Genomic DNA, 12,427 nt, shown 5'->3' on the forward strand with positions numbered 1-12,427 from the left:
CTCAGATGGCCTCATCCAGCGCCTGCCACTGGCTGGGCGCGACAAAATCGGCGACCCAGCCCGGCACTTCGCTGGCCGGCATCGGCCGGGCAATGAAATATCCCTGGGCCACTTCGCACCCCAGGCTCAGCAATAGTTGGCCATGCTCCAGGCTTTGCACTCCCTCGGCGATCACCTCTCGACCAAACGCCCTGGCCAGGCCGATCACTGCGGTGGTCAGGGCCAGGTCGTCGCGATCATGCAAGATATCGCGGACAAAGGATTTATCGATCTTGATGGTTTGCGTGTTGAGGCGCTTGAGGTAGCTGAGGGACGAATACCCGGTACCGAAATCCCCCAGCGAGAACCTCACCCCCAGCGCCTGGCAGGCCTGCAGGCAGGTGGTGACATGCTGGATGTTTTCGATCGCCATCGACTCGACAATCTCCAGGTCCAGCAGATGGGGGGCGACCCGGGCGTGACGCTCCAGCACCTGTTTGAGGCGGTCGAAGAAGTCCGTGCGCTGGAAATGCCGGGCCGCGATGTTGACGCTGACCGGCCACTGCTGCCCGACCGCCTGCCACCGTGACAACTGCGCCAGCACCTGATCAATCACCCACTCGCCAATGTCGACGATCAGGTCGGTTTCTTCCACCAACGGCAAAAACTCCCTGGGCGGCACCACACCCTTCTCCGGGTGTTCCCAGCGCAACAAGGCTTCGAAACCGACCACGACACCGCCACGCATATTCACCTTGGGCTGGAAGTGCAGGCACAGCTCGTTGTCCAGCAAGGCCTGGCGCACCCGGGCGACGGTCTGGTGCGTCGCCCTGACCTCCCGGTCGCGTACCACATCAAACAGGTGAAAACGGTTGCGCCCGCTCTGCTTGGCCACGTACATGGCCTGGTCGGCATGCCGCAACAAGGTCTCGGCATCTTCGTTGTCCTGAGGGAACAGGGTCACGCCGATACTGGCATAGACGTGAATGTCCTTGCCCTGGATTGAATAGGCCGCCGAGATCACCCCCAACACCCGGTTCAACGCCGCACGCAGCTCCGCGACGTCATGCACATAGCGCAGGATCAGCACAAACTCGTCCCCGGCCAGGCGTGCCACTACATCCTCGCCACGCACGATACTGCGCAGGCGCTTGGCCACTTCCACCAGCAGCAGGTCGCCACTGGCGTGGCCATAGCCGTCGTTGACCGCCTTGAAACCGTCCAGGTCGAGCATGCACACCGCCAGCGGTACCTCCTCGATGCGCGAACAGTCCAGGGCCTGGTCCAGCAAGTCGGAGAGGAATGCCCGGTTGGGCAAGCCGGTCAACACGTCATGCCCGACCCGCCATTGCAGCGAATGCAGCAACTGGCGCTGCTCGCTGGTATTAAAGCCAATCGACACGTAGCGGTGCACCCGCCCGGTCGCCTTGTCCAGCACCGGCAGCAGGGTACTTTCGACCCAATACAGGCTGCCGTCCCGGGCTCGATTGCACAGCTCACCCTTCCAGACGTTGCCCAGGGCGATAGTGCGCCACAGCGTGGCGAAAAACTCGTCGGGGTGCAGGCCGGAATTGAGCAGCCGGTGATCAACGCCCAGCAACTCTTCCCGGCGGTATCCGGAGACCGCGCAGAACTGGTCGTTGACGTAAGTGATTCGACCATTGAGGTCGGTTTCGGAAAACAGGGCGGCTGCATCCACCGCCCTGCGGTATTTCTCGTCCATGAGTTCGGCCTGTGGTGGCTAGCGGTAGTACCGCTCGACCAGCGCGCAACGCTTGGAAGAGGTATGGGGGGCGTAGCAGAATGGCTCGGCAGGTCGCCGCCGGGGAGGCAGCGCAGGCAAAGTCCTTTTAATCGTGCGGGCTGGCATATTCAGATGCACATTAACACTCCATGAACAGCAGGTGATGGCCCCCGAACGGGCGAAGACCAACTAGCCTTAAAGGCTTCTAACCAGTCAGACAAAAATCCGCACGGTCGACACTCAACCAGCCATCTGGTTCATTTTTGCCGCTTCCCGTACAGAGGAAACCTGCGCAATGATGGCTGTTTCACATCGCCCCAACTGCGGATCTTTAGCCACCCAATGCTCGTATCAAGCGCCAATTCTACGAAATACATCACATATATGAAAGCAAGGTGATGAATCATGCAGTTGTGCAATGTCAAAATCTATCGTTAAGTTCTTGATTCTAAATGGGAATTGAGCGATGCACATTTCAAGTTTGGGTCCAGCCATCAAACGTTATCGCAAGGTAGCGGGGCTAACTCAGGCTGAACTCGGCGAAAGAACCGGTTTTGACCCTAAAACCATCAGCCGCTTCGAAACCGGCACCTATACCCCCAGCGTTGAAGCCCTGTTCATGCTTGCCAGCGCACTGGGAGTGAAGCTCAAAGTGTTTTTCGCCGACTTTGGCGACGAAGACGAACAGCGAGCCTATCTGTTTGGTGTCGTACACAAAGCCCCCCCAAAGGATCTGGGAAAGCTGATCGCAGCGGTTGATCACGCCTTGTCCAAGCCTTAGCGCCACATACAACCAACAGCAGAGGCAGCGGTGATCGCGGCCTCTGCTGTGTCGTTCACGCGCCCGCAAAAAAGCCCGGCACCTGTTAGCGACGACGCTGGGGGCAGACAGCAGAAAACACCCTGGACCGAGAAACGCTCGGAGGGCAACAAACAGCAGGATTCAGGAGAAGAAGCTGACAGCGCGGATGGACTGGCGATTGCCAGCAAGGCTGTAGCAAGGCGTTAAGGTGGTAACCCCACCAGCCACACCCCGGCACACAATGTTCCCGCTGTGGCTGCTTCCTTCCGGATCTGACCAGGTTCACGGGTAATCGTTGCGGGGGGACCGATGGGGTCACCATAACGACACTCACCAGTCGGCGAGCCGCGCCATTGTACCTATCTGAGACGAAGTTACAACCGTTCCCGCGGATTAAAAAAAATGAGCCGCTTCAATGACATGCGATAGCCCTGCAAGATCAGGACGTGTATCCGCTGGCGCAGCCTGCGTTCGGCGGCTTAGCCGTCGTCGCCCCTGCTCACTTGACGGACCTGATTCAGCGCATGGCGGCCGCTGCGCGGCCGAACGCAGCCTCGCGGGCTCGGCAGCTGCTACGGAAATTGCGCGCCCCCCTGTAACGCGGGCTACAGGCTCTGCACTGCCCGGTCGGCGCGGCCGCCCTCTTGCTGGATCACCAGGTGAATGAAGTGCAGTTTGCCGATGACCGCTGGCGGCAGGACGAAGGGGTAGAAGTCCGGCTGGCCCATGCTGCGCGACAGTTCGTTGAGCATGCCTGCCAGTTCGATCCAGGCATTGACGAACGACAGGAACGCCGCGCCGCCAGGGTGCTGCGGGTCATAGAGCACGCTGCAAGGAAATGCCGGGTAGTCGAAGTCCATCTGCCGAGCGCTCATGCCCAAACCCAGCGCCGTGTCCACCGCGTCCATCATGTGCAGGTAATGAGCCCAGGTTTCCGCCCAGTCTTCCCAGGGGTGCATGGTGGCATAGGCACTGACGTGGCTTTGCTGCCAATCCGCCGGGGCGCCCTGCTGATAATGCCGCTCCAGCGCCTCGGCATAACTGGTGCGCTCATCGCCGAATACCTGACGAAAGCCCTCGAGCCACGGACCGTTGGCTATCAGGCGATCCCAGTAATAATGTCCGACCTCATGCCGCAAGTGCCCCAACAGGGTGCGGTAGGGCTCGCCCATCTGCACCCGCACCCGTTCGCGGTGCGCGTCGTCAGCCTCGCGGATATCCAGGGTCACCAGGCCGCTGGCGTGCCCGGTCATCGGCGACTTGCCTTCGAGATCGATGCTGACAAAGTCGAAGGCCAGTCCGCGCTCTTCGTCGATGGACCGGTCGACAACCTGTAACCCGAGGTCGAGCAATTGCGCAACCAGCCGGCGCTTGGCGATCTCCACCTTGCGCCAGTGTTCGTGATTTTGCGCGATGGACAGGTCGGGAATGGTCCGGTTCAGGCGGCAGGCAATGCAGTGCAACTGCGGATCATCGGCCGGCAGCAGCCAGTTGCAGGCTGCCGGGGTATCGAGGTTGGCGCAGCGACGGAACAGCCCAGCCCCAGGGTCGGCGTCCAACTGCCAGGTATCCGGCTGCGGGCCGGGCTGCAGCGACGACAAGCGGCTTTGCTCAGGTTGGTAGCCCAGGGCTGCGGAACAGGCCAGGCACTGGCTGTTGCGAAAAAACAGCGACTGCCCGCACCGACACGGCCAGACCTTGCTGTTGCGTGAACTGTCGCCGATGAAGGGCGCGGCGATCCGCGCACTGAGCTGCTCGAAGAAACGGTACATGGCGATCTCTTCCTGGGGGCTGGCCAAGTCTAGATCCTGGCGCAGCGACTATCGTTCCCTCCGAGCATTCGGGTGTCGCCAAGCACGTCATCGCGGGCAAGCCGCAAGCGGGCGCCCGCTCCCACAGCAACTGGCCCGCGAAGGGGATCACACAGCAATACCGTGCCCAGCCAAGAACCCGACGAATGCCTCTTCATCCAACACCTTGAGCCCTAGCTCATTGGCCTTGACCAGTTTCGAGCCGGCGCCCGGCCCCGCCACCACACAGAACGTCTTGGCCGACACCGAGCCCGCAACCTTGGCGCCCAGGCTTTCCAGCTTATCCTTGGCGACGTCGCGGCTCATCAGCTCCAGGGAACCGGTGAGCACCCAGGTCTGCCCGGCCAGCGGCAAGCCTTCGACGACCTTCTTCTCGCTCTGCCAATGCATGCCGAATTCACGCAACTGCTGTTCGGCCGCCAGGGCTTGTTGGCGATTGTCCTCGATCGCAAAAAACTCGCGCACCGCGTTGGCCTGCTTCTCCGGCAGTGCCTGGCGCATGTCCAGCCAGTCCGCGTCGATCACCGCCTGCAGCGAACCGAACTTGTCGGCCAGCTTCTGCGCCCCGCCCGGACCGACCGAAGGAATGTGCAACTTGTCGAGCAGGCCACCGAGGGTGGTGCTCGCCGCAAACTCGGCGCCTAACTCGCCCTGGTCCTGGATCTCCAGGCCATGCGCCAATAGCTGCTTGATCACCTGCTGGTTGTGGTTGTCGGTGAAGAAGCTGTGGATCTCGTGAGCGACCTCCAGACCGACATCCGGCAAGTACGTCAGCACTTGCGGCAATGCCTGCTGCACGCGCTCCAGCGAGCCCAGCGAGCGCGCCAGGACCTTGGCGGTCTCCTCACCGACATCCGGAATGCCCAGCGCATAGATAAACCGCGCCAGGCTCTGGCGCTTGCTGTCGGCAATGGCCGCCAGCAGGTTCTTGCTCGACAGCTCGGCAAAACCTTCCAGGTCGACGATCTGCTCGAACGTCAGCCCATACAGGTCCGCCGGTGAGCTGACCAGGCCTTCATCGACCAACTGCTCGACGCTTTTTTCGCCCAGGCCTTCAATGTCCATGGCCCGTCGCGAAACGAAATGGATGATCGCCTGCTTGAGCTGCGCCCCACAGGCCAAGCGTCCGACGCAGCGGTACACCGCGCCCTCGCTGACGGTTTCGCGCCCCTTGCTGCGCTTGATCAACTGCGTGCGCTCGACGTGGGAGCCACAGACCGGGCAACTCTCGGGAATCTGCACCGGCCGGGCATCGGCCGGACGCCGCTCGGCGACCACCTGGACCACCTGCGGGATCACATCACCGGCCCGGCGAATGATCACCGTATCGCCGATCATCAGGCCCAGGCGCGCCACTTCGTCCATGTTGTGCAGCGTCGCATTGGACACCGTCACACCCGCCACTTTCACCGGCTTGAGGCGCGCCACCGGCGTCACCGCTCCAGTGCGGCCGACCTGGAATTCCACATCGAGCAATTCGGTGAGTTCTTCCATGGCCGGGAATTTATGGGCAATCGCCCAGCGCGGCTCACGGGCACGGAAGCCCAGCTCACGCTGCGCGGCGATACTGTTGACCTTGAACACCACGCCATCGATCTCGTAAGGCAGTGCATTGCGCCGCTCACCGATATCGCGGTAGTAGTCCAGGCATTCGCCGATGCCCTTGGCCAATTTCAGTTCACGACTGACCGGCATGCCCCAGGCCTTGAGTTGCTGCAGATTGCCGATGTGCGTGTCGGCAATGTCCGCCGACACCTGGCCGATGCCGTAGCAGCAGAACTCCAGCGGCCGGCTGGCGGTGATTTTCGAATCCAACTGGCGCAAGCTGCCGGCGGCGGCATTGCGCGGGTTGGCGAAGGTCTTGCCGCCCGCTTCCAACTGCGTGGCATTCAGGCGCTCGAAACCGGCCTTGGACATATAGACTTCGCCGCGCACTTCCAGGGTCGCCGGCCAGCCGCTGCCCTGCAGCTTGAGGGGAATATTGCGCACCGTGCGCACATTGACGCTGATGTCTTCCCCCGTGGTGCCGTCGCCGCGGGTAGCGCCGCGTACCAGCAGGCCATCCTGATACAGCAGGCTGACCGCCAGGCCATCGAGCTTGGGCTCGCAGCTGTACTCCACTTCGGCGCCGCCGCCAAACAGTTCACCGACCGGCAAGTCCAGGCCTTCGGTGACCCGGCGATCGAACTCGCGCATATCGGTTTCTTCGAAGGCGTTGCCCAGGCTCAGCATCGGTACTTCGTGACGCACCTGGGTAAATGCCGAGAGCGCCGCACTGCCCACGCGCTGGGTCGGCGAGTCGCTGCTGATCAGTTGCGGGTTGGCCGCCTCCAGCGCCTTGAGCTCATGGAACAACCGATCGTACTCGGCGTCCGGAATGCTCGGCTCGTCCAGCACGTGGTAGCGGTAGTTGTGCAGATCCAGTTCAGCGCGAAGCTCTAGAATGCGTTTTTCGGCGGCGTTCATGGGTGTTCTCTCATAAAGCAAAAGAGCAGCCGAGGCTGCTCAATCTGTTGATGCGGACAAATTCACTGCAGGCGCTGAGCTGGCTCAGCGCCTGCAAGGTGCGGGAGGTATCCCACACATTGCCAATTTCAGCGCTTCTGGGTCAGGGCGCGGCGCTCGAATTCGACGATGCGCTGACGGTAGTGTTCGATGGTCTGTGCCGTCAGGACGCTGCGCTGATCGTCCTTGAGCTCGCCATTGAGCTCCTGGGACAACTTGCGTGCAGCGGCGACCATCACATCGAACGCCTGCTTCGGATGACGCGGCCCCGGCAGACCAAGGAAGAAGCTGACCGCCGGGGTGCTGAAGTGGTCGATGTCGTCCAGGTCAAAAATACCCGGCTTGACCGCGTTAGCCATGGAGAACAGGACTTCGCCGTTGCCCGCCATGCTTTCGTGGCGGTGGAAAATATCCATCTCGCCGAAACGCAGGCCACTTTCGAGAATGTTCTGCAACAGCGCCGGGCCCTTGAAGCCACCGGCATCACGGCAGATCACGCTGATCACCAGCACTTCTTCGGCTTGCGGTTGGTCCTTGCTCGCCGCCCCGCTCGAGGCCTTGGTTTCATCCGGGAAATCGCCGTCACGGCTGCTGAAGCTCGGGCCGCCGTCCAGGTCCAGATTGAGGTTCAAGTCGCCTTGCGCCGGCTCGCCGTGGCCACGCTTGCCACGCTTGGAGCCCGACTCGCGGGGCTCACGGGCAGGCATGCTGACCGACGGCAGGTCGTGCTCGTCCAGTTGCGGCTCTTTGTGGTTATCGAGCACCCGCGGCGGGCCCAGCAGTTCGGCACCGCTGTCCTCGTCCGGCAGATTGGACAGGCTGCGGTCCAGGCGAAACTTGAGTTTGCCCTTGCCGCCGCGCATGCGCCGCCAGCCATCAAAAAGAATACCGGCAATGACTATGATGCCGATGACGATCAGCCACTCGCGCAGACCGATTTCCATGTAATCCCGTGCCTCTATAAAAAATGCTGAAAAATAAGGGGTTTACAAGCTGTAAACCGCTTTAAAACGTGGCGCCAACTCTATGTTCTGACAGGCGTTTTGCCCACGTACACGATAAATTGACATTAAACTAGCACGACCAAAGGTAACTTTACACCGTCTGTCACAGTGGCTTCAGCGAATATGTCGATTGGCCAGTAATCCGTACCGGTAAAAATCCTTACTTCCCATAAACATATGGCTTAAACCCAGGACGTCAGGCGTCCACCATCGCCATCGCCTCCTCGACATCCACAGCCACCAGACGCGAACAACCGGGCTCGTGCATCGTCACCCCCATCAACTGGTCGGCCATTTCCATGGCGATCTTGTTGTGGGTGATATAGATGAACTGCACCGTCTGCGACATCTCTTTGACCAGTCTTGCGTAGCGTCCAACGTTAGCGTCATCCAGCGGGGCGTCAACTTCATCGAGCATACAGAACGGCGCAGGATTGAGTTTGAAGATGGCGAATACCAGGGCCAATGCAGTCAGGGCTTTTTCGCCGCCGGAGAGCAAATGGATGGTGCTGTTCTTCTTCCCGGGTGGACGCGCCATGATTGTCACCCCTGTATCGAGTAGATCTTCGCCCGTCAGTTCCAAATAAGCGCTGCCGCCACCGAAAACTTTTGGAAACAAGGCCTGCAAACCACCGTTGATCTGATCAAAGGTGTCCTTGAAGCGGTTGCGGGTTTCCTTGTCGATCTTGCGAATGACGTTTTCCAGGGTATCGAGGGCTTCCACCAGGTCGGCGTCCTGGGCGTCGAGATAATGTTTACGCTCGGACTGTTGCTGATATTCGTCGATGGCCGCCAGGTTGATCGCCCCCAGGCGCTGAATCCGTGCGGCGATGCGCTCAAGTTCTTCTTCGGCGTCGTTCTCGTTCGCCTCGGCCACCAGGGTCGCGAGCACGCCGTGCAGGTCGTAGCCGTCTTCGAGCAATTGCTCCTGCAGGGTTTTGCGGCGCACGGTCAGGGCCTGCCATTCCATGCGCTGCTGCTCGAGCTGGCTGCGGATCAACTGCGACTGCTGTTCCGCCTGGGTGCGCCGCTTCTCGGCCTCGCGCAGCTCACGGTCGGCCTCCTCCAGCGCGACCTGGGCGGTGCGCAGTTCTTCATCGACACTCATGCGCTTGTCGAGCAGCTCTTCGAGCTTGAGCCGCAACTCTTCCAGCGGCGCCTCACCCTCCTCCAGGTTGAGGCTCAGCTGTTCACGCTTTTCGGTCAGGCGCTCGGACTGCAGCTCCAGGCGTTCCAGGGCCTGGCGGGTGGAATCGTGTTGCGCCTTGAGTGAACCCAGGCGCACCGCCAACTGGTGTGCATGATCCTTGTGCTGCCGGGCTTCCTGGCGCACCCGGTCGAGGCGCTCGCGCAGGCTGTCGCGCTGGGCCAACAGCAACTCGCGCTGCTCGGTGTCCAGGGCCATGCTGTCGAGGGCGCCCTGCAATTGCAGGCGCGACTCGCCGATCTGCTCATGTTCGAGCTCGCGCTGCTCGCCCAGCTCCACCAACTCTTCGTCGAGCCGGGTACGGCGCAAGGTCAACTGCTCGGCCTTGGCCTTGCCCGCGGACAATTGCGCCTTCAGTTCGCCCTGCTGGCGCGCTTCGTCCTGCAGCAGGCGGCGCAGGTGTTCGCGGCCGTTTTCCTGTTGCCGCTGCTGGGCGCGCAGGTTCTGCAGGGTGGTTTCAAGCTGTTCGACCGTGGCTTCACGCTCCTCGCGCTCCAGGCCCAGGGCCTGGATTTCCTGGCCACGGGCCAACACCCCGCTTTCGGCTTCGCTGGCGCGACGCACGCGCAAAAAGTGCCGGCCGATCCAGTAGCCGTCGCGGCTGATCAGGCTTTCGCCGGCCGCCAACTGGCCGCGCAAGGCCAAGCCCTGCTCAAGGGTTTCCACCGGCTTGACCTGGCCCAGCCACGGCGACAGGTCGATCTGCGCCTCGACCTTGTCCAGCAAGCTGCCTGCCACCCGCACACCGTCGATGCCCGGGCTGAGCAGGCGCAAATCGCCCTGGGCAAACCCAGCCAGGTCGAGGCCGGCAAAATCATCCACCAGCACTGCCTGCAAGTCGGCGCCAAGCACAGTTTCCACCGCCAGCTCCCAGCCCGCCTGCACGCTCAGGCCCTCGGCCAGGCGCGGGCGCTCGGCCAGTTCTTGCTCACGCAACCATTGCGCCGTGCCGGTACCCGGGTCGAGCGCGGCTTGCTGCAAGGCTTCCAGCGACGCCAGGCGACCATTGAGTCGTTGCAGGTCGCCCTGGGCCTGCTGCTGATTGTGCAAGGCCTGCTGTAGCTCCTGGCGCAACTGTTCAAGGCGCTCGACCTGGGCCTGCTCGCTGGCCTGCAAGTCCTCGAGGGTTGCTTCGCTGGCGGCGAGTTGCTCGCCCAGCTCCATGATTGCCGCGTCTTCCGGGTCCGCCGCGAGCAGGTCGCGCTCCTCGGCCAGGCGGCGTTGGCGCTCGGCCAAGCGCTCGACGCTGGTTTCCAGCTGCTGAATGCGCGACTGCTGCACCTCGGCCTGGCGCCGGGGCTCGGCCGAACTGAGGTTGAAAGCGTCCCACTGCTCCTGCCAGCCATGCATGGTGGTTTCGGATTCTTCCAGCGCGGCCGCGGCTTCCTCGGCCGCGGCGCTGGTGATTTCCTGCTCCGGGTTCAGCATGTCCAGCTCTTCGCCCAGGGTCAGCAGCAGCGTGCGGTCATGGCCCAGGTGGGATTCGGTTTCCAGGCGCGCGCGCTCGGCTTCCTTGAGATCGTCCTGCAGTTGGCGCAAGCGTTGCTGGCCGTGCTGGATACTCTGCTCGACCCGGGCGATGTCGCCGCCAACCGAATAAAAGCGCCCCTGCACCAGATTGAAGCGTTCGGAGAGATCGTGGTGCCCGTCACGCAAGCGTTCGATGCTCGCATCGGCATTGCGCTGCTCGGCCACCAGGGCTTCGAAACTGACTTCCTGATTACCGATGATCGCTTCACGCTGGCCGACCTGCTCGTTCAAGGCCTGCCAACGCAGCGCCGACAGCTGGGCCTTGAGCTGACGCTCCTCGGCTTTGTATTCCTGATACTTCTTGGCGGACTCGGCCTGGCGGTGCAAGCGTTCGAGCTGACGCGTCAGCTCTTCGCGCAGGTCGGTCAGGCGCTCAAGGTTTTCGTGGGTGCGGCGGATCCGGTTTTCCGTCTCGCGCCGACGCTCCTTGTATTTGGAGATCCCCGCCGCTTCCTCGATGAAGTTGCGCAGGTCTTCGGGCTTGGACTCGATCAGCTTGGAGATCATCCCCTGTTCGATGATCGAGTAACTGCGCGGACCCAGGCCAGTGCCGAGGAAAATGTCGGTGATGTCGCGGCGCCGGCACTTGGTGCCGTTGAGGTAATAGGTGGTCTGGCTGTCGCGGGTGACTTTGCGGCGAATCGAAATCTCCGCATAGGCAGCGTATTCACCGAGCAAGGTACCGTCGGAGTTGTCGAACACCAGTTCGATACTGGCCTGGCTCACCGGCTTGCGGCTGGTGGAGCCATTGAAGATGACGTCGGTCATCGACTCGCCACGCAGGTTCTTCGCCGAGCTCTCGCCCATCACCCAACGTACGGCGTCGATGATGTTCGACTTGCCGCAACCATTGGGCCCAACCACCGCCGCCATGTTACTGGGGAAGTTCACCGTGGTCGGGTCGACGAAGGATTTGAACCCCGCCAGTTTGATGCACTTGAGCCGCACGCTCAGGCCGCCGGCAAGGCAGACAGCACCAGGTCGCAACTGCGCTGGGCGTAGGCCGAGAGCACGATGCGGATCTGTGGCAGGTCACGGGCGAGCACGGCGGCGAGCAGGCGTTCGAACAGTTCGAGGAACTCGCTCATTTCCGCCTTGCGTTGTTCCAGGGCCAGGAAATACGCGCGACTCATGGCCGGCTGCAGGTTCTCGACAGTCTCCTGCAGGTAGGGGTTATCGGCGAACGGGTACGCGGCGCGCATCACATTGAAGCTGTCGTCGACGAAGGTGCGGATGTCCTGGCGTTCGTAGCTGGCGTTCAGGCGCTGCTGGATCTGCACGAAGGGCGCCATGTCGGCCTGGACGCGCCAGCCATTGGCCACGGCGTTGCCCAGCAGGATGTACAGCTCGCTCATCAGGGTGCACAGGCTCTGCACCTTGTGCGCGGTGAGCTCGGTGACATGGGCGCCGCGTCGCGGCAGGATCGCGATCAGGTGGCGTCGTTCGAGGATCAGCAAGGCTTCACGGACCGAACCGCGGCTGACATTGAGCGCCAGCGTGACCTTCTGTTCCTGGATGCGCTCTCCTGGCTTCATTTCGCCGCGAATGATGCGTTCGGCGAGGTGTTGAGCAATTTGCTCGGCGAGGCTGTCCGGCGCCTTGAACGTCATGGTTTTCCTTCAAACTCTTCGATCTGTACAAGCGGCGCAGTGTAGCGCACTTGGTAGTGGATGATGCAGGGCCCGGCCAGTGGAAATTGGCACGATTCAAGCAAAAAGCGAGCTGGGCCCAGAGGGTCAATACTCAAAGCATGAGGTTGCTGATCGACAAAAGGTAATTTCCTGACCTTTAAGTCAGAAAACCATTGACCGAAAAGTCAGACCTGATAAATTCAGGTCATAACGG

The 12,427-nt window shown here is 61.8% G+C and carries 7 protein-coding genes and 1 other RNA gene; 1 reads left to right on the forward strand and 7 read right to left on the reverse strand.

The window, feature by feature from the left end; all coding sequences use genetic code 11:
- Window position 1: 1 nt before the first annotated feature.
- Window positions 2–1,702, reverse strand: coding sequence for a putative bifunctional diguanylate cyclase/phosphodiesterase (locus ACIOVD_RS09965; protein ID WP_401127377.1), 1,701 nt, complete (start codon window positions 1,700–1,702; stop codon window positions 2–4).
- A 487-nt stretch (window positions 1,703–2,189) separates the two neighbouring features.
- On the opposite strand from ACIOVD_RS09965, the gene ACIOVD_RS09970 reads away from it, so the two are divergent.
- Window positions 2,190–2,504, forward strand: coding sequence for a helix-turn-helix domain-containing protein (locus ACIOVD_RS09970; protein ID WP_095165396.1), 315 nt, complete (start codon window positions 2,190–2,192; stop codon window positions 2,502–2,504).
- 236 nt (window positions 2,505–2,740) lie between these two features.
- Here the strand turns inward: ACIOVD_RS09970 and ffs are convergent.
- The 6 genes from ffs to ACIOVD_RS10000 all read right to left on the reverse strand — a co-directional run bounded on the left by ffs (window position 2,741) and on the right by ACIOVD_RS10000 (window position 12,192).
- An RNA gene (gene ffs, locus ACIOVD_RS09975) (signal recognition particle sRNA small type) lies at window positions 2,741–2,837 on the reverse strand.
- Between the two features lie 293 nt (window positions 2,838–3,130).
- Window positions 3,131–4,297 carry a putative zinc-binding metallopeptidase gene (locus ACIOVD_RS09980; RefSeq protein ID WP_401127459.1) on the reverse strand — a complete coding sequence of 389 codons (1,167 nt, stop codon included), beginning with the start codon at window positions 4,295–4,297 and terminating at the stop codon, window positions 3,131–3,133.
- A gap of 147 nt (window positions 4,298–4,444) precedes the next feature.
- The gene (gene ligA, locus ACIOVD_RS09985) at window positions 4,445–6,802 is read right to left on the reverse strand and encodes an NAD-dependent DNA ligase LigA (RefSeq protein ID WP_401127379.1); all 2,358 of its coding nucleotides are present in this window, start codon (window positions 6,800–6,802) and stop codon (window positions 4,445–4,447) included.
- Window positions 6,803–6,930: 128 nt separating this feature from the next.
- Window positions 6,931–7,785, reverse strand: a complete 855-nt coding sequence (gene zipA, locus ACIOVD_RS09990) for a cell division protein ZipA (RefSeq protein WP_095165425.1) — start codon at window positions 7,783–7,785, stop codon at window positions 6,931–6,933.
- Window positions 7,786–8,041: 256 nt separating this feature from the next.
- Window positions 8,042–11,530, reverse strand: a complete 3,489-nt coding sequence (gene smc, locus ACIOVD_RS09995; protein WP_401127382.1) for a chromosome segregation protein SMC — start codon at window positions 11,528–11,530, stop codon at window positions 8,042–8,044.
- A 2-nt stretch (window positions 11,531–11,532) separates the two neighbouring features.
- On the reverse strand, window positions 11,533–12,192 hold the full coding sequence (locus ACIOVD_RS10000; protein ID WP_095165429.1) for a GntR family transcriptional regulator: 660 nt from the start codon (window positions 12,190–12,192) through the stop codon (window positions 11,533–11,535).
- Between the last annotated feature and the right edge of the window lie 235 nt (window positions 12,193–12,427).

The organism is Pseudomonas sp. NPDC087626 (genome assembly GCF_044743405.1).
In the GTDB taxonomy this organism is placed as follows: domain Bacteria; phylum Pseudomonadota; class Gammaproteobacteria; order Pseudomonadales; family Pseudomonadaceae; genus Aquipseudomonas.